Raw genomic sequence first — 26,123 nt, 5'->3', positions numbered from 1 at the left:
CACCTGGCAGTCATTAAGCATGAGCGACCCGTCTCGTGCCGAGGAAAGTGCTGCTTGCCAATATGTATCCCAAGGAATACGATCCAAATGATCGAATTTGAACAGTCTCGAGTATTCTCAACCTGGCTTAACGGGTTGAAGGACATTGCTGGGAGAGCTCGCATCATTGCCAGGCTCCGATCGGCAGAGCATGGGAATTTTGGTGATTGCGAACCGGTGGGTAACGCAGTGTATGAGATGCGTATTCACTCGGGTCCTGGCTACAGAGTGTACTTGTCCCGTCAAGGCTCCGTGCTTTATTTGCTGCTTGTGGGAGGTGACAAATCGACTCAGAAACGGGATATCGCACGCGCTGTTCAAATGGCGCAAACCATGGGTAATGAGGAGTGAATCATGACTGAAGAATTCACACGTTTCGATGCAGCCACCTACCTCAAGACGCCTGAGGAAATGGCCGCTTATCTGGATGCCTGTTTTGAAGAGGATGCGGGTGACGGCGTACTGGTTCGGGCAGCTCTTAACGATATTGCCAGGGCAAAGGGCATGACGCAGATTGCTCGTGATGCAGGCTTGGGACGAGAGAGTCTTTACAAAGCACTGGGAAGTACGGGCAATCCGGAGTTCACAACTATCATGAAAGTCATGAAAGCTTTGGGCTTGAGGTTACATGCGACGGCCATTTGACAGAGGTTCCCTTCCCTCCCGTATTGGAGTGATTGAATACCGATTGATCAAAAACACGCGACGAGGGAACTTGCTCCCTCGCCACAAAAGCACTCACTTGAAGATCTGTTGATACTGTTAACACCAGCCCTGCGACCCTATACCGCACACGCCTTTTTTACTTCTCAACCCCGATCAGGCTAAATACCGCCACCTGATCGCCCAACCGAGCGGATTGCCCCATGTCCCGACAACGGCTTGCATTTGCCTGGATCGCCTGCTTCGCAGTGCTGTTCAACATGCTTGCCATGCCGCTTTCCAACAGCGGTGGCGCGACTGCCAATTCGCCAGCCGAGCAACTGCTGTGGGGCAGTTTCTGCTCGTCCAGCGGCACGAAAATGGTCGCGATTTCCCTGGGCACGCTCGAACAGAGCACGCCACAGAAAGACACTCACTCGACGATGCAGCATTGCTGGTGCTGCTCAGGTCCAGCGCCGTTGGTGGCGCTCGCCGGGCATGTCCCGCAGTTGTATCTGGATGCGCAACTGGCCCATCGCGGTGCCGTCCACCCGAAGCTCGACAGCCCCACGCCCCGCCAGCAATGGCCAAGCCTCAATCCCCGCGCCTCGCCTCTGGTCTGATTCTTTCCGCACACACCCGCGCCCTGAATCGTTCCGGAGAATCGCCATGTTGAACAGACTTATCCTGCTGGCTGCCCTGCTGCTTCCCGTCGGCTTTGCCCAAGCTCACCAGTACAAGGCAGGCGATCTTGAAATCGCCCACCCGTGGTCCCAGGAATTGCCGCCCAATGCCCCGACCGTGGCCGCGTATTTCGTCATCCACAACGGCGGCACCAGCGCCGACAAGCTGCTCAGCGTCGACTCGCCCATCGCCGGCAAGGCCGAGCTCCATGAGCATGTGATGCAAAACGACCTGATGAAAATGCAACCGGTATCCGACGTCGATATCGCCCCGGGTGCGACTGTCACTTTCGCGCCAATGGCCTATCACGTGATGCTGCTGGATTTAAATGACCGCAGCCTGCTCAGCGACGGGAAGCGCTTCCCCATGACTCTGCATTTCGAAAAAGCCGGGGATGTCACGGTCGACGTCGCGGTGCAGAAAAAAGCGCCCGACGGCACCAAGACACACATGCACGCCCAGTAGACGTAGCCGCCCGTGCACGCCCTTCGCGCCAGGCCATCCATGCCCCGCCGTCAGCCCATGAGCCTGACACGCGGCAGCTGGATCAGCCTGTTCGCCATGCTGATGATCTTTATCGGTCCGCTGATTTCCCAGTCGATGCCGATGGATCAGCGCATGTCTTCGTCCATGAGCATGAACATGGAGATGGGCATGGACATGACGGCGCACGAAGCGCCGGCGGCCGAACATTGCCCGCCCCAGAGCGAGCACCACGCGTTGTGGGAAAAGTGCGGTTATTGCAGCCTGCTGTTCAATTGCCCCGCGCTGCCTGGCGGTCACACCTTCGCCGTCTTCGACACCCCCCATACCGACACCTACACCAGTCCGTCCCCACGCCTGGGCCATGCCCGACCCGCGTTCATCCCGGGTGCCCGCACCCGCGCACCGCCCCTCGACGCGTAAGCCGACACTCCACTCACCCGGTCGTACAAGACAGTCCCAGGCTGCCCGACCGTGTCGTCTACGTTTGTTCGATGGAATCATCATGTCCAGGTTTTCTGCTGGCATCGCGTTGGGCTCTGCCCAGGTTCGCTGCCCCCTGAACGAGCCACCGGTTCGTTTGCGCCAAACCATCGCCGCCCTGTGCGGCCTGCTGCTCACTCCTCTCGCGCTGGCCGACGAGCACGAGCATCACGACCATCAGGTCGACGAACTGAGCCCGACGGTCATTACCGCCATCGCCCCCAGTTCGCCCCTGACCGTCGTCACCAACCCCAAGGACCCGCGCCAACCGGTGCCGGCCAGTGATGGCGGCGACTACCTCAAGACCATTCCGGGCTTTGCCCTGGTGCGCAACGGCGGCACCAATGGCGACCCGGTGCTGCGTGGCATGTTCGGCTCGCGACTGAACATCCTCACCAACGGCAGCATGCTGTTGGGTGCTTGCCCAGGCCGGATGGACGCGCCCACCTCCTATATCTCGCCGGAAACCTACGACAAGCTCACCGTCATCAAAGGCCCGCAAACCGTGCTCTGGGGCCCCGGCGCCTCGGCCGGGACCGTGCTGTTCGAGCGCGAGCCGGAACAGTTCGGCGAGCTGGGCACCAGGGTCAACGCCAGTGTGCTGGCCGGCTCCAACGGCCGTTTCGACAAAGTGGTGGATGCCGCCGCCGGTGGCCCGCTGGGCTATGTACGGGTGATCGGCAACACCGCCCATTCGGACGACTACCGCGACGGCAACAACGACACCGTGCCGTCGCGCTATGACAAGTGGAATGGCGACGTCACCCTTGGCTGGACGCCGGACGCCGACACTTTGCTGGAGTTGACGGCCGGCAAGGGCGACGGTGAAGCGCGCTACGCCGGACGCGGCATGGACGGCTCACAGTTCAAGCGCGAAAGCCTCGGGCTGCGTTTCGAGCGCTCGAACATCGGCGAGGTGCTGGACAAGGTCGAGGCCCAGGTCTACTACAACTATGCCGACCACGTGATGGACAACTACACCCTGCGCACGCCGTCCGGCACCGGGATGATGGCCGGCCCCATGGCTTCCAACGTCGATCGCCGCACCCTGGGCGCGCGCATCAAGGCCACCTGGCGCTGGGCCGATGTGCAATTGATCAGCGGCCTGGACGCCCAGACCAACGAACATCGCCAACGCAGCAGCATGGGCGTGGACACCTACAAGGACCTGCCGTACACCAAGGACGCCGACTTTCACAACTACGGGGTGTTCGGCGAACTGACCTGGTACGCCGCCGACCGCGACCGAGTGATCACCGGCGCCCGGCTCGACCGCGCCTCGGCCAAGGATTACCGCCAGAGCACCGGTTCCGGCATGTCGGCCCGCCCCAATCCCACCGCCGACGACACTCGCGCCGACACGCTGCCCAGCGGTTTCGTTCGCTACGAGCACGACCTGGACGACAGCCCCACCACCCTCTACGCAGGCGTCGGTCACGCGCAACGTTTCCCGGATTACTGGGAGCTGTTCTCGCCGAACGCCGGCCCCAGCGGCTCGTTGAATGCCTTCGACTCGATCAAGCCGGAGAAAACCACCCAGTTCGACTTCGGCCTGCAGTACAAGACCGAAAGCCTCGAAGCCTGGGCATCGGGTTATGTCGGCCAGGTCCGCGACTACATCCTCTTCGACTACACCCCCGGCATGATGGGCAGCACCTCCCGGGCCGAGAACATCGATGCGCGGATCATGGGCGGTGAATTGGGTGCGGCCTACAAGCTGAGCGAGCGCTGGAAAGCCGACGCCACCCTGGCCTACGCCTGGGGCAAGAACAGCAGCGACGGCAGCGCCCTGGCGCAAATGCCGCCGCTGGACGCACGCCTGGGGCTGACCTACAGCGAAGACCGCTGGAGCGCCGGCGCCCTGTGGCGAGTGGTGGCGGCGCAGCACCGTGTCGATGAAAACAAGGGCAACGTGGTGGGCAAGGACTACGGCAAAAGCTCGGGCTTCGGCGTGTTCTCGCTCAACGGTGCCTATCGCATCAATCAGCACTGGAAGGTCAGCAGCGGTGTCGACAACCTGTTCGGCAAAGCCTACGCCGAACACTTGAACCTGGCCGGCAACGCCGGGTTCGGCTACCCGGCGAGCGACCCGCAGGCCATCAACGAACCGGGGCGCACGCTCTGGACCAAGGTGGACATGAGTTTCTAACCGGCACCGGAGATCTGTCAGCAAGAACACAAACTGTGGGAGCGAGCTTGCTCGCGATGGCGAAGGTCCATTCAACATCGATGCAAGCTGAATCATTGCTATCGCGAGCAAGCTCGCTCCCACAGGGTTCGTTTCCACCTGGACTGACGGCACAACATAACAACCCATTTGCCCTGCGGAGCGCTTTGCAATGAGCCAACCGAAACCGAATTTCTACAACCTGGCCTGGCGCTGGCATTTTTATGCCGGGCTGTTCGTGGCGCCGTTCATGGTGATGCTGGCCCTGACCGGCATCATCTATCTGTTCAAGCCACAACTCGATCCACTGATGTACGGCAGCCTGCTGAATGTGCCGGCCGGGCATCACACCCTGGCGGCGGACGACTTGCTCAATAAGGTCCGCCAGGCCTACCCCGAAGGCCAGGTCAAACAGTACCTGCCACCGGTCAACGCCGAGCGCAGTGCGCAGTTCGTGGTGATCGACCAGGGCCGGGAACTGAATGTGTTCATCGACCCATACCACGGCGACGTCCTCGGCGAACAGGATGCCAAGAACAACCTGCAAGCCATGGCCCGGGCGATCCACGGCGAATTGCTGATCGGCACCGTCGGTGACCGGTTGGTGGAAATGGCCGCCGGTTGGGGCGTGGTACTGGTGGTCTCCGGCCTGTACCTGTGGTGGCCGCGCGGACAATCATCGGCCGGTGTGCTGTGGCCGCGCTGGAGCGCCCGCGGGCGGTTGTTCTGGCGTGACCTGCACGTCGTCGTCGGTTTCTGGGGCGCGGCATTCCTGCTGGTGATGCTGCTCAGCGGCATGACCTGGACCGGCTTCTGGGGCAAGCAATACGCAGACCTCTGGAACCGCTTTCCGGCGGCGATGTGGAATGACGTGCCCAAGTCCGACGTCGAGGCCGGCAGTCTCAACAACGCCCACCGCCAGACCGTGGCCTGGGCCGTGGAAAATACGCCGATGCCGATGTCCGGCGACCATGCCGAGCACATGGGCCACGGTGGCATGCACGAAGGCCCCGCCGCCCCAACCGTCAGCCTGCAAGCGGTGCAGGATATCGCCACCGCGCGCCAGGTCACGCCCGGCTACAGCATCACGTTGCCCACCACGGCCAGCGGCGTGTTCACCGTCGCCGTGTTCGCCGATGACCCACGCCACGACGCCACCCTGCACGTGGACCAGTACACCGGCAAGGTCCTGGCCGATGTGCGCTGGGAGCACTACAGCATCGTGGCCCGCGCCACCGAAACCGGGGTAATGCTGCACGAAGGCAAGATGTTCGGCCCGGTGAACCAGATCCTCGTGCTGCTGGTTTGCCTGATGATCCTGCTCAGCGCCGTGAGTGGCCTGGTGATCTGGTGGAAGCGCCGGCCCCAGGGCAAGTTCGGCGTGCCGCCGTTGCGTCACGACTTGCCGACCTGGAAGACCGGGGTCTTCATCATGCTGGCCCTGGCGCTGGTGTTTCCGTTGGTGGGGGCGTCGCTGGTGGTGGTGTGGCTGTTGGACCGGCTGGTTACCCGGTTCAATCGCCAGCCTGAGGCGGCTTCATCTTCAAGCTGAGACAGTGCACTAACGGAAGGCGGCGCGAACGCTCTACTGTCGCGCCTGCCATCTAAACGCAGACCCCAGCCCCCTGTGGGAGCGAGCTTGCTCGCGATGGCGTCAGCCCATCCAGCATTGATGTGGCAGACAAACAGCTATCGCGAGCAAGCTCGCTCCCACAGTTGATCGTTGGCGACCGTGACATCGGCGCCCCAATGCAGCGCACCCCATCGCACCAGCCCCCGAATCGCGTTCACTCATGGTGCACCGCCCTTCCTCCCCTCCTCGCCACTTCCCTGTTTCCGGGCTTTTTTCCGACCGGGCACACCCCTTGCAAAAGCACCTTCAGCGTTTGCATCTGCCCTCGAAAAAAACTCATAAGTCCATGGAGATCGCACAATGAAGCGTCGTAGCTTGATCAAGGCTTTTACACTCTCGGCAAGCATTGCCGCGATGGGCATGGCCTGGACCGTCCAGGCCGCCGAGACCATCAAGGTCGGCATCCTGCATTCGTTGTCCGGCACCATGGCGATCTCCGAGACGTCCCTCAAGGACATGGCGCTGATGACCATCGACGAGATCAACGCCAAGGGAGGTGTGAACGGCAAGAAGCTTGAAGCGGTGGTGGTGGACCCGGCGTCGAACTGGCCGCTGTTCGCCGAGAAGGGCCGGCAGTTGCTGACCCAGGACAAGGTCGCCGTGGTGTTCGGCTGCTGGACATCGGTGTCGCGTAAATCCGTGTTGCCGGTGTTCGAAGAACTCAACGGCCTGCTGTTCTACCCGGTGCAATACGAAGGCGAAGAGATGTCGCCGAACGTGTTCTACACCGGTGCCGCGCCGAACCAACAGGCGATTCCGGCGGTGGAATACCTGATGAGCGAAGAAGGCGGCAGCGCCAAGCGCTACTTCCTGCTGGGCACCGACTACGTCTACCCGCGCACCACCAACAAGATCCTGCGCTCGTTCCTGCACTCCAAAGGGGTGGCGGACAAGGACATCGAAGAGGTCTACACCCCGTTCGGCCACAGCGATTACCAGACCATCGTCGCCAACATCAAGAAATTCTCGGCCGGTGGCAAGACCGCGGTTATCTCCACGGTCAATGGCGACTCCAACGTGCCGTTCTATAAAGAACTGGCCAACCAGGGCCTGAAGGCCACCGACGTTCCGGTCGTGGCGTTCTCGGTGGGCGAAGAGGAACTGCGCGGCATCGACACCAAGCCGCTGGTGGGCAACTTGGCGGCATGGAACTACTTCGAATCCGTGGATAACCCGGCGAACAAGAAATTCGTCGATTCCTGGAAAGCCTATGCCAAGGCCAAGAACCTGCCAGGTGCCGACAAAGCAGTGACCAACGACCCGATGGAAGCCACCTACGTCGGCATCCACATGTGGGCGCAAGCGGTCGAGAAAGCCAAGTCAACCGACGTCGACAAAGTCCGCGAAGCCCTGGCCGGCCAGACCTTCGCCGCACCGTCGGGCTACACCCTGACCATGGACAAGACCAACCACCACCTGCACAAGCCGGTGATGATCGGCGAGATCCAGGCCGACGGTCAGTTCAACGTGGTCTGGCAGACCGAAGGCCCGATCCGCGCGCAACCGTGGAGCCCGTTCATCGCCGGCAACGACAAGAAGCCTGACTATGCGGTGAAGAGCAACTGAGCCCATGGGTGTCGGCCCCAATCCCTGGGCCGACACACAACCCCTGTGGGAGCGAGCTTGCTCGCGATAGCGATGGATCAGCCAGAAGAACAGTGACTGACACACCGCTATCGCGAGCAAGCTCGCTCCCACAAAAAGCACTGCGCAAGGCCTAGCATATGCCCACCGCCCTTTACCGCCTCATTCTCGCCCTGGTGCTGCTGTTGCCACTGGAGGCCCACGCTGGCGATGCCGAAGACTTCGTCGCCGCCAACCCGACCCAGCAGGCCAAACTCCTGGAAACCTGGGCCGCGCAGCCGGAGCCGGCACGTGTCGAACTGATCAACGCCCTGCAACAAGGTCAGTTGATCGTCGACGGCCAGCCAAAAACCCTGCGCCTGAACAACCGCTTGCGGGGGCTGATCGAAACCGCCCTGGCCAGCCATCAACTGCTCGCCGTCGATGCCCGCGTACGCCTGGCCGCCGCGCAGCAACTGCAAAAAAGTGCCCGCCCGGCGCAACTGGCGTTTCTCGATCGGCAACTGGCCGGTGAGCAGGACGAAGACGTACACGCCGCCCTGAGCCTGGCCCTGGCGAATCTGCAACTGGTGGACACCAACCCGAACGTGCGCCTGGCCGCCGTCCGCCTGCTAGGGGAAACCGGCGATCCACTGGCCCGCACTCGCCTGGAAGGCCTGCTCGAACCCGGCGTCGAAACCGATGCCGCTGTGCGCACCGCCGCTGAAACCAGCCTGGGCCAGGTCAAGCGCAAACTCCTGGTGGGCGAGTTGCTGGGCCAGGCCTTCAGCGGCATGTCCCTGGGCTCGATCCTGCTGCTCGCCGCCCTCGGCCTGGCGATTACCTTTGGCCTGCTGGGGGTGATCAACATGGCCCACGGCGAGATGCTCATGCTGGGGGCCTATTCCACTTATGTGGTGCAACTGCTGTTCCAGCGCTTCGCCCCGAACGCCATCGAGTTCTATCCACTGATCGCCCTGCCAGTGGCGTTTTTCATCACCGCGGCCATCGGCATGGCCTTGGAGCGCACGGTGATTCGCCACCTCTACGGGCGGCCGCTGGAAACCCTGCTCGCCACTTGGGGCATCAGCCTGATGCTGATCCAACTGGTGCGCCTGGTGTTCGGTGCGCAGAACGTCGAAGTCGCCAACCCGGCCTGGCTCTCAGGCGGGATCCAGGTGTTGCCGAACCTGGTGCTGCCGTACAACCGCATCGTGATCATCGCCTTCGCCTTGTTCGTGGTGGTGCTGACCTGGCTGCTGCTGAACAAGACGCGCCTGGGCCTGAACGTGCGTGCGGTGACCCAGAACCGCAACATGGCCGCCTGCTGCGGCGTGCCCACCGGCCGCGTGGACATGCTCGCCTTCGGCCTCGGCTCGGGCATCGCCGGGCTCGGTGGCGTGGCCCTGAGCCAGATCGGCAACGTCGGCCCGGACCTGGGCCAGAGCTACATCATCGACTCGTTCCTGGTGGTGGTGCTCGGTGGTGTCGGTCAGTTGGCCGGCAGTGTGTTCGCCGCGTTCGGCCTGGGCATCGCCAACAAGATCCTCGAGCCGCAGATCGGCGCCGTGCTCGGCAAGATCCTGATCCTCGCGCTGATCATTCTGTTCATCCAGAAGCGTCCGCAAGGCCTCTTCGCGCTCAAAGGACGGGTAATCGACTGATGAACCAGCCCCTGATGCTCACGGCCACGCAAAAGGCCGGTCCCAAAGTCACCCTCGCCGTCGGCGCGCTGATCCTGGCCGTGCTGCTGAGCCTGCCATTGCTGTCGCTGCTGGCGGCGGACAATCCGCTGCACGTCTCGGCCTACACCCTGACCCTGGTGGGCAAGATCCTCTGCTACGCCATCGTCGCCCTGGCACTGGACCTGGTCTGGGGCTACGCCGGCCTGCTCTCCCTGGGCCACGGCCTGTTCTTCGCCCTGGGCGGCTACGCCATGGGCATGTACTTGATGCGCCAGGCCGCCGGGGACGGCTTGCCGGCGTTCATGACCTTTCTGTCGTGGACCGAGTTGCCTTGGTACTGGGCCGGTACCGACAGTTTCCTCTGGGCGATGTGCCTGGTGGTGCTGGCGCCGGGGTTGCTGGCCCTGGTGTTCGGCTTCTTCGCCTTCCGCTCGCGGATCAAGGGCGTGTATTTCTCGATCATGACCCAGGCCCTGACCTTCGCCGGGATGCTCCTGTTTTTCCGCAATGAAACCGGGTTTGGTGGCAACAACGGCTTCACCAATTTCCGCTCGATCCTGGGCTTCGGCATCACCGAGCCAGGCACCCGGGCGGTGCTGTTTTTCGCCACGGTGTTGCTGCTGGTGGCGAGCCTGTTCATCGGCTGGCGCCTGGCCCGCAGCAAGTTCGGCCGGGTACTGACCGCCCTGCGCGATGCGGAAAACCGCCTGATGTTCTGCGGTTACGATCCCCGTGGTTTCAAGCTGTTCGTCTGGGTGTTGAGCGCGGTGTTGTGCGGCCTGGCCGGGGCGTTGTACGTGCCGCAGGTGGGCATTATCAACCCCAGCGAAATGTCGCCGACCAACTCCATCGAGGCCGCCGTGTGGGTCGCCCTTGGCGGACGCGGCACGTTGATCGGGCCGTTGCTGGGCGCCGGGGTCGTGAACGGCATGAAGAGCTGGTTCACCGTGGCGTTTCCTGAATATTGGCTGTTCTTCCTCGGCGCCCTGTTCATCGTCGTGACCCTGTATCTGCCCAAGGGTGTGATCGGGCTGCTGAAGAAAAGGAGCGAATGATGCGAATCACACCTACGGCGGACTTCATGCTCGAACCCATCCTGGAGCCCAACAAGGACCAAGGCAGCAGCCGCGACGCCATCGGCCTCGGCCAGGCAGCCGGCGTGGGCCTGAACACCCGCCACGGCACCATCCTGACCCTGGAAGACATCAGCGTCAGTTTCGATGGCTTCAAGGCCCTGAACGATTTGAACCTGTACATCGGCGTCGGCGAATTGCGCTGCATCATCGGCCCCAACGGCGCCGGCAAGACCACCCTGATGGACGTGATCACCGGCAAGACCCGGCCCAGCCACGGCAAGGCCTGGTTCGGCGAGACCCTGGACCTGACGAGCATGAGCGAGGTGCAGATCGCCCAGGCCGGCATCGGGCGCAAGTTCCAGAAGCCTACGGTATTCGAAGCCCTGAGCGTGTTCGAGAACCTGGAGCTGGCACTCAAGACCGACAAATCGGTGTGGGCCAGCCTGCGGGCAAGACTCACTGGCGAGCAGCACGACCGTATCGACGAAGTGCTCGAGACCATCCGCCTGACCACGTCGGTCAACCGCGCCGCCGGTTTGCTGTCCCACGGGCAGAAGCAGTTCCTGGAGATCGGCATGCTGCTGGTGCAAGACCCACAATTGCTGTTGCTCGACGAACCGGTGGCGGGCATGACCGACGCCGAGACCGAGTTCACCGCCGAGCTGTTCAAGTCCCTGGCGGGCAAGCATTCGCTGATGGTGGTGGAACACGACATGGGCTTCGTCGGCGCGATCGCCGACCACGTCACCGTGCTGCACCAGGGCAGCGTGCTGGCCGAAGGGTCGCTGGAACAGGTGCAGGACAATGAGCGGGTGATCGAGGTGTATCTCGGTCGCTAGCGCGGCAAATGCTGTTCCCTGTGGGAGCGAGCTTGCTCGCGATGGCGGCGACACATTCAGCACCTAAGCAAGCTGACCCACCGCTATCGCGAGCAAGCTCGCTCCCACAGGGAACTTGAGGAGAATCTGGAACATGCTGCAAGTCGACAAGCTGCACCAGTACTACGGCGGTAGCCACATCCTGCGGGGCCTGTCGTTCGACGTGAAGGTCGGCGAGGTGACGTGCCTGCTGGGGCGCAACGGCGTGGGCAAGACCACCCTGCTCAAATGCCTGATGGGCCTGTTGCCGGCCAAGGAGGGCGCGGTGAGTTGGGAAGGCAAGGCCATCACCGCGTTCAAGCCGCACCAACGGGTGCATGCCGGCATTGCCTACGTGCCCCAGGGCCGGGAAATTTTCGGACGGCTGACGGTGGAAGAAAACCTGCTGATGGGCCTGTCGCGCTTTCCCGGCGCCGAAGCCAAGGAAGTGCCGGCCTTCATCTACGAATTGTTCCCGGTGCTGCTGCAGATGAAACAACGCCGTGGCGGTGACCTGTCCGGCGGCCAGCAACAGCAGCTGGCCATTGGCCGGGCCCTGGCCAGTCGGCCGCGCCTGCTGATTCTCGACGAGCCCACCGAAGGCATCCAGCCTTCGGTGATCAAGGAGATCGGCGTGGTGATCAAGAAGCTGGCGGCCCGGGGCGACATGGCGATTTTGCTGGTGGAGCAGTTCTACGACTTCGCCGCCGAGCTGGCCGATCAGTACCTGGTGATGTCCCGGGGCGAGATCGTGCAGCAGGGGCGCGGAGAAAATATGGAAGCCGAGGGTGTGCGCGGACTGGTTACGATCTAGTCTGTAGCGTCCTGACGATAATCAGAAATCATGAATCTACCTGTCTGTTCATTGGCGCCTTCGGCCTTGTTCACCCCCAGCTGGCACGCCGAGCTGGAATTGGCCTACGCCCGTTTCGGCGAGTGCACACGCCCGGTACAGCGCCGCCACAAAGGCCCGCTGCGGGTGCAGAAGCACTTGTACGCCGAAGGCCCCGAGGTGTGCCAGCACATCATCGTCCACCCGCCAGGCGGGATTGCCGGCGGTGACCGGCTGGACATCTCGGCCCATGTCGGCCCTGGCGCCTGGGCGCAACTGACCAGCCCCGGCGCGGCCAAGTGGTACCGCGCTGCCGGCTCGGCGTACCAACAATTGACCCTGAGCGTGGCCCCCGGCGCGACCCTGGAATGGCAGCCCCAGGAAACCATCGTCTTCAGCGCGGCCCAGGCCGAACTCGGCACGAGTATCGACCTGCAGGGCGACGCACGCCTGTTCTACTGGGACATGGTCGCCCTCGGCCGACCGGCCAGCGGCGAGCGGTTCGACCTGGGGCACTTTCAATCGCGACTGGACATTCGCCGCGACGGCCAGTTGCTGTGGCATGAGCGCCAGCGCATTGTGGGCGGTGATGGGCTGCTGGACTCGCCCATCGGGCTGGGCGGCGATCCGGTGTTTGCCACGTTGCTGGTGACCGGCGAGATCGACAGCGAGTTGCTGGAGCAATGCCGCTCCCTGGGCCATGCCGTGCGCGGCGACCTGACCCAATTGCCCGGCCTGGTTGTGGCGCGGTGCCTGGCGAGCGAGGCGTTGCTGGCGCGGGGGTGGTTGATTGAATTGTGGCGCTTGCTCAGGCCTGCATTGCTTGGAAGAGAGGCCGTACCACCGAGAATCTGGAGCACCTGAATTGGCTTTCCTGTGGGAGCGAGCTTGCTCGCGATGGCGGTGTACCAGCCAACGGTGATGTTGAATGTTCGATAGCTATCGCGAGCAAGCTCGCTCCCACAGTGGAATGGGTTTACAGCGAATTTTTTTATCTGCCCTTATGGATTGCACATGGACCTGACCCCACGCGAAAAAGACAAGCTGCTGATCTTCACCGCCGGCCTCGTCGCCGAACGACGGTTGGCCCGGGGCCTGAAGCTCAACTACCCGGAGGCCATGGCCTACATTTCCGCCGCGCTGCTGGAAGGCGCCCGTGACGGCCAGACCGTCGCCGAGCTGATGCACTACGGCACCACGCTGTTGAGCCGCGAGCAGGTGATGGAAGGCATCCCGGAGATGATCCCGGAGATCCAGGTCGAGGCGACGTTTCCCGACGGCACCAAACTGGTCACCGTCCACCAACCCATCGCCTGAGGCCACGTCATGACTGCCCACGTTCGTGACGCCCATGCCACAGACCTGCCGGCGATCCGCGAGATCTACAACGACGCCGTCCTCAACACCACGGCGATCTGGAACGAACAAGCCGTGGACCTGGGCAATCGCCAGGCCTGGTTCAGTGCCCGGCAGACCCAGGGCTACCCGGTGCTGGTGGCCGTCGACGCCGAAGACAACGTGCTCGGCTACGCTTCGTTCGGCGACTGGCGGCCGTTCGACGGCTTTCGCCACACCGTGGAGCATTCGGTGTACGTGCGCAGCGATCAACGCGGCAATGGCCTTGGCCCGCTGCTGATGGGCGCGCTGATCGAACGTGCCAGGGCCTGCGATAAACACGTCATGGTCGCGGCCATCGAAAGCGGCAACGCGGCCTCGATTCGCCTGCACGAGCGGGCCGGTTTCGTGATCACCGGGCAGATGCCCGAGGTGGGGACCAAGTTCGGCCGCTGGCTGGACCTGACCTTCATGCAGTTGAACCTCAACCCCGGGGCGCTACCGCCTGCCATCAACAAGGAGTGAAAAGCCAATGAACGCCGCCCAGTTGCGTCGGGTCCACGCCGAGAGCTTTGCGCATTATCGCCAGGGCCTGATCGATCTGTTGCTCGACGCCGTCGGCTACGGGGCCAGCGTGGGGTTCATGGCCGATCTCGATGCCGTCCAGGCCCGCGCCTATTTCGACGAGGTCCAGGCCAGCCTCAACCAGGGCCACCTGCTGCTGTGGGTGGTGGTCAAGGATGAACAGGTACAGGCCAGCGTCCAGCTTGCCCTGTGCCAGAAGCCCAACGGCCTCAACCGGGCCGAAGTGCAGAAACTGCTGGTCCGCGGTGAGGCTCGCCGCCGCGGGCTGGGCCAGCAATTGATGAGCGCCCTGGAACTTGGCGCCCGCCAGCACAAGCGTGGCCTGTTGTACCTCGATACCGAGGCCGGTTCCGAGGCCGAGGCGTTCTACCGCGCCATGGGCTACACCCGCGTCGGTGAACTGCCCGACTACTGCCAGAGCCCGGACGGGACCTACACCCCGACCGCCATTTACTACAAGATTTTGGGGCAACCGCAATGATTCCAGGGCAATACCAGGTCCAGCCCGGCGACATCGAACTCAACGTCGGTCGCCGCACGCTCACGCTGAACGTCGCCAACAGCGGCGACCGACCGATCCAGGTCGGCTCCCACTACCACTTTTTCGAGACCAACGACGCCTTGACCTTCGACCGCGCCGCCAGCCGTGGCATGCGCCTGAACATCCCGGCCGGCACCGCGGTGCGTTTCGAACCGGGCCAGAGCCGCGAGGTGGAGCTGGTGGACCTGGCCGGGCATCGGCGGGTGTTCGGGTTTGCCGGGCGGGTCATGGGCGACCTGTAAGTCATAGGGTGCCTGCACTGGCCTCATCGCGAGCAAGCTCGCTCCCACAGGGAAACGCGATCAAATGTGGGAGCGAGCTTGCTCGCGATCAGTGAGCGCAGCGAACGGTTTCAACATTCAATTGAATTCCAAGGCAAGCACATGAAGATTTCGAGACAAGCCTACGCCGACATGTTCGGCCCCACCGTCGGCGACAAGGTCCGCCTGGCCGACACCGAGTTGTGGATCGAAGTGGAAAAAGACTTCACCACCTACGGCGAAGAAGTGAAATTCGGCGGCGGCAAGGTGATTCGCGACGGCATGGGCCAGAGCCAACTGTTGGCCGCCGAGGTCGTCGACACCTTGATCACCAACGCGCTGATCATCGACCACTGGGGCATCGTCAAGGCCGACGTCGGCCTCAAGGACGGGCGCATCGCCGCCATCGGCAAGGCCGGCAACCCGGACATCCAGCCCGACGTGACCATCGCCATCGGCGCCAGCACCGAAGTGATCGCCGGCGAAGGCATGATCCTCACCGCCGGCGGTATCGACACCCACATCCACTTCATCTGCCCCCAGCAGATCGAAGAAGCGCTGATGAGCGGCGTCACCACCATGATCGGTGGCGGCACGGGTCCAGCCACCGGGACCAACGCCACCACGTGCACCTCCGGGCCGTGGCACCTGGCGCGCATGCTCCAGGCCGCCGATGCCTTCCCGATGAACATCGGCTTCACCGGCAAGGGCAACGCCAGCCTGCCGGAGCCGTTGATCGAGCAGGTCAAGGCCGGGGCCATCGGCCTGAAGCTGCACGAAGACTGGGGCACCACGCCCGCGGCCATCGACAACTGCCTGAGCGTGGCCGACCAGTACGATGTGCAGGTGGCGATCCACACCGACACCCTCAACGAGTCGGGCTTCGTGGAAACCACCCTCGCCGCGTTCAAGGGGCGCACCATCCACACCTACCACACCGAAGGTGCCGGTGGCGGGCATGCGCCGGACATCATCAAGGCCTGCGGCTTTCCCAACGTATTGCCCAGCTCCACCAACCCGACCCGGCCGTTCACCCGCAACACCATCGATGAGCACCTGGACATGTTGATGGTCTGCCATCACCTGGACCCGAGCATTGCCGAAGACGTGGCCTTCGCCGAAAGCCGCATCCGCCGCGAGACCATCGCCGCCGAAGACATTCTCCACGACCTCGGCGCCTTCTCGATGATCAGCTCCGACAGCCAGGCCATGGGCCGCGTCGGCGAAGTCATCACGCGCACCTGGCAGACCGCCGACAAGATGAAAAAGCAACGCGGCGCCCTGCCCGGCGACGGCGAAGGCAACGACAATTTCCGCATCAAGCGCTACATCGCCAAGTACACCATCAACCCGGCGATCACTCACGGCATCAGCCATGAAGTGGGCTCCATCGAAGTGGGCAAGTGGGCCGACCTGGTGCTGTGGCGCCCGGCGTTCTTTGGCGTCAAGCCGACGCTGATCCTCAAGGGCGGAGCGATTGCCGCCAGCCTGATGGGCGACGCCAACGCCTCGATCCCGACGCCACAACCGGTGCACTACCGACCGATGTTCGCCAGTTACGGCGGCTCACGGCATGCCACCAGCCTGACCTTCATCAGTCAGGCCGCCGCCGAGGCCGGATTGCCGGAACAATTGGGGCTGAAGAAAAGAATCGCCGTGGTCAAAGGCTGCCGCGACGTGCAGAAGACCGACCTGATCCACAACGACTACCTGCCGAGCATCGACGTCGATCCGCAGACTTACCAGGTCAAGGCCGACGGCGTGTTGCTGTGGTGCGAACCGGCCGAAGTGCTGCCGATGGCGCAGCGTTACTTCCTGTTTTGAACCGGCGCGGTTCCTGTGGCGAGGAGGCAAGCTTCTTCGCCACGGGTGTTCATTGCCTGAATGCCCCAGCCGGGTCAGCTTACAGGTCGGTACTTCGCGGCAACTGCTCCAGCTCGGTTCGCGTCAACGATTGGACCAGCTCCGCTTCCTTGATGTTGTGTTGCAGGCCCAACGCCTCGGACTGGCTGATGTAATCGGCTTCCTCCAGGGTCCCGGCTGCCTTCGCTTCATCCAGCTCGATCTGGTTGGCGATAAGGGTGTCATTCAGCGCCTGGAAGGAGGCCCCATGCGTCTGCTTCAGATAATCGATCCAGAAATCCCGGCCCACCAGCGACTGAAACTGCCGGGGGGAATCGTCAAGCCCCAGAACCTCATTGGCAGCGGCATCGAGCATTGCAGGGGTGACATCTGCCAGCGTGAGAAAAACCCCGCCCACGGGTTGCCCCGGTAGCCCCAGTCGATCCTTGAGCCCCACACGGTAAGCCAGACGGACCTCGACTTCTTCTATCAGCGCCAGGTTTTCGCGCTTTTCATCGTTGGTCAGGTCGGTGCGGGCATTGATCGCATCACGGCGCCGCTGGATATCCTGCAGGGCAATACGCTCTACCTCATCGAGGCGAAACAGCCCCTTGGCCAGATGGACCAGCGTTGCCGCCTCATCCTTTCCGACCGCCAAGGCCCTGGCGTTGTGGATCATCAAGCGGATTTCCAGATAGCTGAAGGACAAGGCTGCGCGATCTTCACAGGCCGGTCGGCCGGCCAGGTCGAACAGTTCATGACGCAAGTCGGTGGCGTTGCCCATCGCCTCGAGCATCTGCCAGACGCGGGCCTGGAGGTCCGGATAATCTTCCAGTCCCTGATAGGAGTCGGCCAACCGATGCAACAACTCAAAAAACTCTCCCGAGTACTGCTCATCCGCCAGGCTTTGCCATAAGGCTCTTTTTTCCGCCAGTTGGTCCGCAGGCAGGTCGCGCAGCCATTGCTGCATATTCGCCGGCCCGACCGGCGCTGAAAACCCAAACGCCTCGGGCAAACGCAGGACGACCCACTCAGGACGCGTCCGCAAGACCGTCGCCCAGTAATCACGCATGCGCTGCTGGGCCCCCTCGCTCAACGGGTTGCCCTGCAACAACGTCACGCGATTCAGACGTGCGGTGGCATGGGCACGCTCGGCGGGCGGGTCGAGCAGGTGGTCCGGGACCTGGGTCAAGCCGTTGTCGCGCAAGTCGATCAGTTCCAGCGGCTGGTCGCGCAGGCCAGAGGGCCAGGCAGTGATCCCGGTGTTCTTCAGTTGCAGTCGTTCCAGCTCAGGTAGCCTGCTGAAGTCCGGCAGGCGCAGCAGCAAGTTATTATCCAGGTCAAGGATTTTCAGCCGGCCAAGACTTTGCAGGATTTCAACGCTACGACGTGTCAGGCCGATCTGGTTATTCGCCAGTCGAAGCGTCTCCAGATTTCGCATCCCCTCCAGGGTTCCGGGAGTACCCATCAGCCTGTTCCTGGCCATTTCCAACCGCTTGAGGGAAGAGAACCCGCTGAGGAAGCTGTCGCAGTAGTCCAACGTCAAGCCCATGTTGGACATGATGAGCACACCCACATGGCTGAAGTCGGCCGTCAGTTGCGGTAATGCCCCGATGTTCAATCCGCTCAAATCAAGCTCATGCCCGATCCTGCGGCCATCGGCCCCTACAACGACCCGGGTCTGACGCCGCCAGCATCGCTCGATGTGTTCGGCCGCCATCTCTCTGATCCCCGTCGGTACTTGCCGACGTTGATTGCCCTCGTAACGCCATCCAAAGCTAGCAACCCAGCGGTCCAGATCCTGACGTAGCGTTTTCAACTCGACTTTACGTCGCTTGAGTTCCCTCACCGCGCCATTGCCCAGCGATCGCAACAGCGCCTCGGTCTGCTCCGCCGTGTAGCTCGGGTATAACTCCTGCACCCGACTCTCCGGCGAGCGGCCCAGGCGCAACCAATCCCGCAGTCCACCCAGGGGATAACCGACTTTGCCCGAAGCCAGGCGCATCGGCGATTGGAAGGCGGGCTTGAGCGCAGGCATCTTCAAGCGGCTCGCCAGCGTATCCCGATCCACTGGCGAAGCGCCGATGGCCTCTCTCAACAGCTCGCCGTGATGGCTCGAGGGCCGAGCCATGGCCTGGCGCTCGGCATCCGGCAGGGCATGCTGCAAGGCATCGAAGACACTGCCCCAATGGCTCAACTCATTGCCGCTGTCGTCAAAGGCCTGGTAGACATCATCGTCCTTGACCACGACCTTGGTCTGCGTCGCATTTTGCGGCCCGATGCTGTCGATCAAGGCGCCGGACACATCGGCCTCGCGCAATTCGATGCGCACCGTGTCGCTCCAGCCAGGCAAGGTTTCCAGGGTCGCCAACACCAATCGAGGCGTATCCGCCGTGGCCAAAGCGTCCTGATACAGGCCTTCGTAGGCTCGGTTCAAACGCACCCTGCGCTGATAGTGGCGCAGCTCTTCGGCGATGCGCAGCGGGATGGGTTTGGTCTGGCCGGCCTCGTCGAAATCCCAGGCGGCCATTTGCTGCAGCTCTTCGGTACCCGCCAGGGTGATGATCTGCTCGATCGCCTTTGCCGGAACCGAGGGAAAACGGGACTTGATCAGCGTGACATGGGGGTCACTTCTCGTCTCGCCCATGGCGTAGTAATCGTTGAGCAACTGCACCTTTTCGTTTACCGCCGCTTCGGCGAGTGCCTGGCGCAAGTGCCGGACGCGAGCATCCATGTTGGTTTTCACAATCGGCGGGCTCGCCGTGGCCAACAGATCGACGCCTGCGGCATCCACCGCTTCGATCAGGTTTTTCAACAACAAAGGCGTGCGGACCTTGGCCTCGGTAAGGCTGGCTTCATGAAACGGGGTCTCGCCTTCCGAAGGCCGGACGTATTCCCAGCGCGTCCGACCGGCGCCGTCGACGACCGTCAACTTCAGCCCTCTTGGCCACGGGCCGTATTGGGTCAGCAGGTGCAACATCGGCTCGGCCAAGTCATGGCGCAGCGGCTCCTCGCTTTGCAGTTGCCCGATGAAGGTGTCGATTTGTCGGCAGAGGTCGAAGCGATCGAGGGTGTCGGCCAGCAACGCCGGCACCGGCTCGCCCTCGACATGCAGCCGGCGCAGCACGTCCTGCGAGGTCGCGCTGGCGAGGCGAATCTGCTCCAGTTCGGCATCGCTGAAGTCCTTGACGCCATGGCCCAGGCGTCTCATCAGTGTCGAGCCTTCCCAGGTACGCGGTTGCTCCAGTTCATGGTGCCAGGCACCGTTGCCGTTGTCCGTCAGCTCGGGCTGGTAGGCCTGCGGACGGGAAGGATGACGAATGCGATAGCGAAGGGTCTGCGGGTCCTGCTGCACTTCATAATGTTGGTCACCCAGCGGCAGAACCTGCCGGTCGTCGACCCGATACAGGCCCCGGGTATCCGGACTCGACGCCGGAGGAAGCGCCAGCTCACTTTGATAAACGCTCAGGTCGGGACGCCACAGGCGCGATTCGCCGTTGGCCAATTGCACCGGCTCAAGCTGATCCACCGCGCCCGACCATCGAATGTGCGGCAGCACCGCCGCACCGGTGGCGACGAAGGCCGTGTTGAGGGCCACGCTGGAAAAATGCGCCCACATTTCCCGGGTCTCCCCACGCTCGAACGCTTCGATGCCTTCGAAGGCCTCGTTGAACATCTGCACGGCCCCGACCGTCAACATCAGCGGCCCCAATCCTGGCACGACGAATGCCGCCAGGTTGAACACGTCGACCACCGCGTCCAGGTAACTGTCCAGGCGCGCCAGGCGGGCTTTCTGGTCTTCATCACCGGTAGGCACCGCCACCGCGCGTGCGTCAGCCTGGATCTTCTCGATCTGCCGCAGGCGTAGCGAGCCCCACAGGTCGCCGGGAATCGGCGCCGTGCCCATGGGCAGGTTGCGCAACGACGATTTGAGTGGGTAATCGGCCTGGTCATCGGCCGTCGGGGAGATTTGGTAAAAGTGCTTGAACTGGCGGAAAAACACCCCTTGCTGACGCAGCGGCACGAAACGGCTGAAGAAGCGGCGGTAGACACTACTGTGCAAGCGTCGCCGCAGTTCGACCATGAAGTCGGCGCTGGAGGCATAGGCTTTCAGGGGATGCTCGGGATCACCCGGAAGGTAGGCCACCACCGGCACCACCCGGCGACTTTTCTCAAGGTCGGGGCTGATCAACAGCGGGCCGACCAGTTCGATGTCGAACACTTTCAGGAAGGTGAAGGTCACGGCCTGGCCATCGAGGGTGACGTCGCTGGCACCGTCGATCATCTGCTGCAACATCACGTAGACCGCCGGACTGATATCGGCCTTGGCCCGGGCGATCTCGATGTTCAGCGCCAGGCCCTGCCGGTGATGCTCCTCCAGTGAATGATCCAGCGGGTTGTATATCTTGCTGTCGTCGGGCCGCAGGACAGCGTTGATGTGTTCCTGATACTGGCGCCCCAGGTCCAGGGTACGGCACAACGTGGCGAAGGCTTGCGGGGCAATCGGCAATGCCCCTGCGCGAACGGCGTCGATGGAAGGCACCACTGCACCGCCCTGGGACGGACGCACCGTGGTAATGAGGTCGCAATCGGCACAAGCGGGCTTGCGCGCTTCCTCTGGCGCGAAATTGGCCAGCGCCGCCTCCAGCAATGACGTGCCACGATATTGGTAGCGATCGAAGTGGCCGCCCTCGCTGTCCAGGACCAGCGCCCCAAAAAAATCGTCGCGGGTCTTGCGCCCGTACTTGCGGACGAAATACACCTCGTTGACGTTCAGCGCGAGGTTGAACTCATCCAGGAGCGCCTGCTTGAGCAAGGGTTCGGCAAAGACGCGGATGTCCTGGATATTGCCCAGCCGGTTGTCGACCTGGTTCAGGCGCTCGCGGTAGCGGGAATGATTGTCCTTGAGGCTGTTCCAGAGGTCGGGGGAGGCGTTCGCATACCAGTCCGGAAGCGTCAGTTCATGGTCGCTCAGTTCCTGCTGGCGTTGCACGATGGCCCCGCTGTACCAGCCGGGAATACGGGCTTTGAGCAGGTCGAAATGCTCGCCTTGGGACGTAGCGAGACGGGGGGTGAAGCCTGGCATATCGGGTCATCCTTGACGATGGAAAACCCGAGCCTAACCAGAGTGCCGCCGAGGCGTGCGGTAACTATTTATTGCTTTTTCGACAAGACATGATGGATACGAACCGCCACGGTCAGTCCACCCAACGGCCCAATTGCTGGCGCAGCCGACGATTCTCGGCCCGCAGTTGCTGGACTTCCTCCAGCAGGTCCAGCGCCAGGGCGACGCCTTCCCATTCCAGCTCCAGCTCGCGGCGCAACTTGGCCGCACGGCGGGCCAGGACCAGTTCATAGTCGGTAAAACGCCAATCCGCAGGAGCCGCGCCGTGGGGTTCGAGGATGCCGTGGGCGACGATTTCGATCACATGGACATCCGCCAACGCGGCAGCCTCGCAGAATTCCGTCAGGGTCAGTTCAATGATCGGGTTGTTCATGGTCTGCTTCTCCCAATGCCTTAACTGTCGAGTCTCGCCACAGGTTTTGTGTTCAGTGGGTCATCAACCACAGGTCAGAAATTCTCCCGCGGATCGAACGCCGCTTTCTTCGCCAATTCGGCCCACAGCGCCTTGACCGCTTCGTCGCTGGCCTTGGGCATCACGGCCTTGAGCTGCACGAACAGGTAGCCCCGCTCGCCAGCCTTGTTGCGCAGGCCGTGGCCTTTGGCGCGCATGCGCTGGCCGTTCTGGCTGCCGGCCGGGACCTTGAGATTGATCTTGCCAGTGAGGGTCGGCACCGCCACTTCGGTGCCCAGCGCCAATTCCCACGGGGCCAGGGGCAAGGTAATGATCAGGTCCTGGCCTTCGACGTCGAACTTGGGGTGCGGGGCGAAACGAATGGTCAGGTACAAGTCGCCGTTGGCACCGCCACCGACACCCGGGGCGCCCTGGCCCTTGAGGCGGATGCGTTCGCCGTCGGTCACGCCCAGCGGGATCTTCACGTTCAGGCTCTTGCTGGTGTTGCTCACGTGTTGGCCGGCCGCGTTGTATTGCGGCACTTGGAACGTGACCTTCTTCGACTCGTTCGACAGGGTTTCTTCCAGGAAAATCGGTAATTCCATTTCCACGTCTTGCCCTCGACGGCCGGCACTTCGACCTGACTGTCCGCCACCGAAACCCGATCCGCGATTACCGAAGATCGAACTGAAGAAATCCGAGAAGTCGCCAGTGTCCTGGCCACCGCCGAAACCACCACGGCTCTGCCAACCCGGCGGGCCCTGGAACGGCTGGCCGTGCTGGCCGTAGCGGCGCAGGTCGTCGTATTCGGCGCGTTTGTCGGCACTTTTCAGCGCTTCATAGGCTTCGGAGACGTCCTTGAACTTGGTCTCGGCGTCTTTTTCCTTGCTCACATCCGGGTGGTACTTGCGCGCCAGCTTGCGGTAGGCAGCCTTGATCGTGCTGTCGTCCGCCGTGGGCTCGACACCCAGGATCTTGTAATAGTCTTTGAAGTCCATCTAAGCATCACCATCCGTTATCGATGTCGCACCGCCACGCACAGCATGCCCGGATGACCGGACAGCGGGTTGACCGACCTCAAGATTGGGACCGGGCGGCACGTCAGAAGTTTATCGGCAGCTGGCGGCGGTTCTTGTACCCGCCTTGCGCTACCAGGCTCATGCCAGCAAGTTTGGGGGTATAAGAGAGTCTTTCAAGGCCTGCGGTCGAGAATTAGCAGATAACCGGCCTTCGAATCCGCGCCGCACTGACATACACTGCGCGGCCGTTTTTTCAACTGGAACCCGAAAGACATGAAAAACGCATCCCCGGCCCGTGCCTGCGGCATCGACTTTGGCACGTCCAACTCCACTGTCGGCTGGCTGCGCCCCGGCATGGAAACGTTGATCGCGCTGGAGGACGACAAGATCACCTTGCCTTCGGTGGTCTTTTTCAATCTCGAGGAACGCCGCCCGGTGTATGGCCGCCTGGCCCTGCACGAATACCTGGAAGGCTACGAAGGCCGGCTGATGCGCTCGCTCAAGAGCCTGCTGGGCTCCAAGCTGATCAAGCACGACACCAGCGTGTTGGGCACGGCGATGCCCTTCAAGGATCTGCTGGGGTTGTTCATCGGCCAGTTGAAGAAACGCGCCGAAGCCACCGCCGGTCGGGAATTCGAAGAAGTGGTACTGGGGCGGCCGGTGTTTTTCGTCGACGACGATGAAATGGCTGACCAGGAAGCGGAAAACACCCTGGTGGACGTCGCGCGTGCCATCGGTTTCAAGGAGGTTTCGTTCCAGTACGAGCCCATCGCGGCGGCTTTCGATTATGAATCGACCATCGAGAAAGAAGAGCTGGTGCTGATCGTCGACATCGGCGGCGGTACTTCGGACTTCTCCCTGGTGCGCCTCTCCCCCGAGCGCCGTACCCACGACAACCGCCACGCCGACATCCTCGCCACCGGTGGCGTGCACATCGGCGGGACCGATTTCGACAAGCAGCTCTCCCTGGCCGGCCTGATGCCGCTGTTCGGTTACGGCAGCCGCATGAAAAGCGGTGCCTACATGCCCACCAGCCACCACATGAACCTGGCGACCTGGCACACCATCAACGCGGTGTACTCGCAAAAGTCCACCCTGGCCCTGGGCAGCATGCGCTACGACATCGAAGACACTGGCGGCATCGACCGGCTGTTCAAGCTGATCGAACAGCGCGCCGGGCATTGGCTGGCGATGGAAGTGGAAGAAACCAAGATCGAGCTGACCCACACCGACCAGCGGCATTTGCTCCTGGACCGGATCGAGCCGGGCCTGAGCGTGGAACTGAGTCGGGCGCTGTTCGAGTCGGCCATCGACGGCTTGCTGGAACGGGTGCGCGGCAGCGTCACGCAGTTGCTGGGCGATGCCAACGTGCGGGTCGATCAGGTCGACACAGTGTTCTTCACCGGCGGTTCCAGCGGCATCCCGGCGCTGCGCAACAGCGTCTCGGCGATGCTGCCCCAGGCGCGGCATGTGGAAGGCAACATCTTCGGCAGTATTGGCAGTGGGTTGGCGATCGAGGCGATGAAGCGCTACGGCACCCAGGTCTGATCCAGGACCGAAGCGCCTGAATCGCGAGCAAGCTCGCTCCCACAGGGATCGCATATATCTTCTGTGGGAGCGAGCTTGCTCGCGATGGCGCCAGATCAGGCACCATCGCTACCCGATCAGACCATCCCCACCTGCTTCAACTCACTCTTGAGATACGCATAATAAATCGGCCCCGCCACCACCCCCGGCAGGCCGAACGCGGCTTCGAACACCAGCATCGCCATGAGCAACTCCCACGACTTGGCGCTGATCTGCCCGCCGACGATGCGGGCGTTGAGGAAGTATTCGAGCTTGTGGATCACGATCAGGTAACCCAGCGCCGCCACGGCGACCCAGATCGACAGCGACAGACCGACAATGGTGATCAGCGTGTTGGACATCAGGTTGCCGATGACCGGCAGCAGCCCCAGCAGGAAGGTCATCACGATCAGGGTCTTGGTCAGCGGCAGCTTTATCCCGAACAGCGGCAGCACCACCGCCAGGAAAATCCCGGTGAAAAAGGTGTTGAGCAAGGAAATCTTGATCTGGGCGAAGACGATGTTGCGAAACGCCTTGACCAGCAGGTTCAGGCGATCGAACAGCGCCGCGGCCAAGGGCTTGCGCTTGGTCAGGTCGGGAATGCGCTGCAGGGCAACGATAGCCCCCAGCACCATGCCGATCAGCAACGTCACGAACATGTGGGCCGCGTCCTTGCCCACCAGTTGCAAGTCGCTCAGGTGCTTGCTCACCCAGTCACCGATCGCGACCCGGAACTCGGCGGCGCTGGCCGGCAGGTAGGCGTCGATGAACGGCGGCAATTGCCCTCGGGCGCGATCGACCACCGTCATGAACTTGTCCAGGGAGGCCCCGGGGTTTTCCGCCTCATGGAGCAGGAAACTGAAGGCTCCGGCGAAGATCAGCGTCAGCACACTGACCACCAGCGTGCCCAGCAACGCCACCGCCAGCCAGCGGGCACGGCGACCTTCGATCAGGCGCTGCAACTGCGGGGTGAGCATGTTGACCAGCTCGAACACCAACAACCCGGCCAGCAGGCTCGGCAACAGGCGCAGTGGCAGCACCAGCAACAACCCACCAAAAATGATCACCCAACTGATCACCAACAATACATGACGCTGAGAAAACGTTGGCATACAGCCTCAGGACAAAACGACGTGAAAGGATCGGCAGTCTGCCAGCGATCCACCAACAGCACTAGACATTGTATCGGCCGATCCTGGACAGGGTTCAGGTGTGTTTTTGCCGTGCTGTGCCGCCCCCATGGCGAGCAAGCTCGCTCCCACCGTGGATTTGTAGTGCCCGGTCCATGGTGGGAGCGAGCTTGCTCGCGATAGGG

General features: G+C 62.6%; 23 protein-coding genes. 19 read left to right on the top strand and 4 right to left on the bottom strand.

The genetic code is table 11. The features are described from left to right. Window positions 1-87 precede the first annotated feature (87 nt). The 18 genes from AB7M32_RS07730 (at window position 88) to ureC (ending at window position 16,689) form a co-directional block, all read left to right on the top strand. Complete coding sequence (locus AB7M32_RS07730; protein ID WP_454249558.1) at window positions 88-390, top strand: type II toxin-antitoxin system RelE/ParE family toxin; 303 nt, start codon at window positions 88-90, stop codon at window positions 388-390. Between the two features lie 3 nt (window positions 391-393). Further along, entirely contained in the window at window positions 394-684 is a 291-nt protein-coding gene (locus AB7M32_RS07725) for an addiction module antidote protein (protein ID WP_024617344.1), read from the top strand. A 221-nt stretch (window positions 685-905) separates the two neighbouring features. Next, window positions 906-1,304 carry a DUF2946 domain-containing protein gene (locus tag AB7M32_RS07720; RefSeq protein ID WP_454249557.1) on the top strand — a complete coding sequence of 133 codons (399 nt, stop codon included), beginning with the start codon at window positions 906-908 and terminating at the stop codon, window positions 1,302-1,304. A gap of 46 nt (window positions 1,305-1,350) precedes the next feature. Beyond that, on the top strand, window positions 1,351-1,830 hold the full coding sequence (locus AB7M32_RS07715) for a copper chaperone PCu(A)C (protein ID WP_072410229.1): 480 nt from the start codon (window positions 1,351-1,353) through the stop codon (window positions 1,828-1,830). A gap of 57 nt (window positions 1,831-1,887) precedes the next feature. Next, window positions 1,888-2,271 (top strand): DUF2946 domain-containing protein, encoded by a 384-nt coding sequence (locus AB7M32_RS07710; protein ID WP_454252108.1) that lies wholly within the window; start codon window positions 1,888-1,890, stop codon window positions 2,269-2,271. An 82-nt stretch (window positions 2,272-2,353) separates the two neighbouring features. Continuing rightward, complete coding sequence (locus AB7M32_RS07705; RefSeq protein WP_454249556.1) at window positions 2,354-4,480, top strand: TonB-dependent copper receptor; 2,127 nt, start codon at window positions 2,354-2,356, stop codon at window positions 4,478-4,480. 190 nt (window positions 4,481-4,670) lie between these two features. Next, on the top strand, window positions 4,671-6,050 hold the full coding sequence (locus AB7M32_RS07700) for a PepSY-associated TM helix domain-containing protein (protein WP_454249555.1): 1,380 nt from the start codon (window positions 4,671-4,673) through the stop codon (window positions 6,048-6,050). A gap of 381 nt (window positions 6,051-6,431) precedes the next feature. Further along, window positions 6,432-7,697, top strand: a complete 1,266-nt coding sequence (gene urtA, locus AB7M32_RS07695) for an urea ABC transporter substrate-binding protein (protein ID WP_025211599.1) — start codon at window positions 6,432-6,434, stop codon at window positions 7,695-7,697. A gap of 158 nt (window positions 7,698-7,855) precedes the next feature. Continuing rightward, complete coding sequence (gene urtB / locus AB7M32_RS07690; RefSeq protein WP_454249554.1) at window positions 7,856-9,358, top strand: urea ABC transporter permease subunit UrtB; 1,503 nt, start codon at window positions 7,856-7,858, stop codon at window positions 9,356-9,358. Next, window positions 9,358-10,434 carry an urea ABC transporter permease subunit UrtC gene (gene urtC / locus AB7M32_RS07685; RefSeq protein WP_092204810.1) on the top strand — a complete coding sequence of 359 codons (1,077 nt, stop codon included), beginning with the start codon at window positions 9,358-9,360 and terminating at the stop codon, window positions 10,432-10,434. Before urtB ends, urtC begins: the two co-directional genes overlap by 1 nt. Next, complete coding sequence (gene urtD, locus AB7M32_RS07680) at window positions 10,434-11,294, top strand: urea ABC transporter ATP-binding protein UrtD (RefSeq protein ID WP_060739376.1); 861 nt, start codon at window positions 10,434-10,436, stop codon at window positions 11,292-11,294. The genes urtC and urtD overlap by 1 nt, the downstream gene beginning before the upstream one ends. A gap of 133 nt (window positions 11,295-11,427) precedes the next feature. Beyond that, complete coding sequence (gene urtE / locus AB7M32_RS07675; RefSeq protein ID WP_060739377.1) at window positions 11,428-12,126, top strand: urea ABC transporter ATP-binding subunit UrtE; 699 nt, start codon at window positions 11,428-11,430, stop codon at window positions 12,124-12,126. Between the two features lie 30 nt (window positions 12,127-12,156). Continuing rightward, complete coding sequence (locus AB7M32_RS07670; RefSeq protein ID WP_454249553.1) at window positions 12,157-13,008, top strand: urease accessory protein UreD; 852 nt, start codon at window positions 12,157-12,159, stop codon at window positions 13,006-13,008. A gap of 150 nt (window positions 13,009-13,158) precedes the next feature. Continuing rightward, window positions 13,159-13,461: an urease subunit gamma gene (ureA, locus tag AB7M32_RS07665; protein ID WP_003197350.1), complete on the top strand. Its 303-nt coding sequence runs from the start codon at window positions 13,159-13,161 to the stop codon at window positions 13,459-13,461. A gap of 9 nt (window positions 13,462-13,470) precedes the next feature. Further along, window positions 13,471-14,004: a GNAT family N-acetyltransferase gene (locus tag AB7M32_RS07660; RefSeq protein WP_103309836.1), complete on the top strand. Its 534-nt coding sequence runs from the start codon at window positions 13,471-13,473 to the stop codon at window positions 14,002-14,004. A gap of 7 nt (window positions 14,005-14,011) precedes the next feature. Then, complete coding sequence (locus AB7M32_RS07655) at window positions 14,012-14,545, top strand: GNAT family N-acetyltransferase (RefSeq protein WP_060739380.1); 534 nt, start codon at window positions 14,012-14,014, stop codon at window positions 14,543-14,545. Continuing rightward, entirely contained in the window at window positions 14,542-14,847 is a 306-nt protein-coding gene (locus tag AB7M32_RS07650) for an urease subunit beta (protein ID WP_014336352.1), read from the top strand. Before AB7M32_RS07655 ends, AB7M32_RS07650 begins: the two co-directional genes overlap by 4 nt. A gap of 141 nt (window positions 14,848-14,988) precedes the next feature. After that, a complete protein-coding gene (gene ureC, locus AB7M32_RS07645; protein WP_060743085.1) occupies window positions 14,989-16,689 on the top strand; it encodes an urease subunit alpha in 1,701 nt (566 codons plus the stop codon). Window positions 16,690-16,768: 79 nt separating this feature from the next. On the opposite strand, the gene AB7M32_RS07640 is transcribed toward ureC, so the two are convergent. From AB7M32_RS07640 to AB7M32_RS07630, 3 genes are all read right to left on the bottom strand, one after another. Further along, window positions 16,769-21,793 (bottom strand): NEL-type E3 ubiquitin ligase domain-containing protein, encoded by a 5,025-nt coding sequence (locus tag AB7M32_RS07640; protein WP_454249552.1) that lies wholly within the window; start codon window positions 21,791-21,793, stop codon window positions 16,769-16,771. A 112-nt stretch (window positions 21,794-21,905) separates the two neighbouring features. Further along, window positions 21,906-22,205 (bottom strand): chaperone modulator CbpM, encoded by a 300-nt coding sequence (locus tag AB7M32_RS07635; RefSeq protein ID WP_454249551.1) that lies wholly within the window; start codon window positions 22,203-22,205, stop codon window positions 21,906-21,908. Window positions 22,206-22,279: 74 nt separating this feature from the next. Further along, a complete protein-coding gene (locus tag AB7M32_RS07630; protein ID WP_454249550.1) occupies window positions 22,280-23,221 on the bottom strand; it encodes a DnaJ C-terminal domain-containing protein in 942 nt (313 codons plus the stop codon). Window positions 23,222-23,515: 294 nt separating this feature from the next. Between AB7M32_RS07630 and AB7M32_RS07625 the strand changes: the two genes are divergently transcribed. Beyond that, complete coding sequence (locus AB7M32_RS07625; RefSeq protein ID WP_072410194.1) at window positions 23,516-24,790, top strand: Hsp70 family protein; 1,275 nt, start codon at window positions 23,516-23,518, stop codon at window positions 24,788-24,790. Window positions 24,791-24,906: 116 nt separating this feature from the next. Here AB7M32_RS07625 and AB7M32_RS07620 read toward each other — a convergent pair whose 3' ends face one another. Continuing rightward, on the bottom strand, window positions 24,907-25,920 hold the full coding sequence (locus AB7M32_RS07620) for an AI-2E family transporter (protein WP_003197331.1): 1,014 nt from the start codon (window positions 25,918-25,920) through the stop codon (window positions 24,907-24,909). Between the last annotated feature and the right edge of the window lie 203 nt (window positions 25,921-26,123).

It is taken from the genome of Pseudomonas sp. R151218B TE3479 (genome assembly GCF_053629195.1).
Note: the sequence above shows the minus strand (reverse complement) of the source record. Positions and strands in the feature narration are given on the sequence as shown.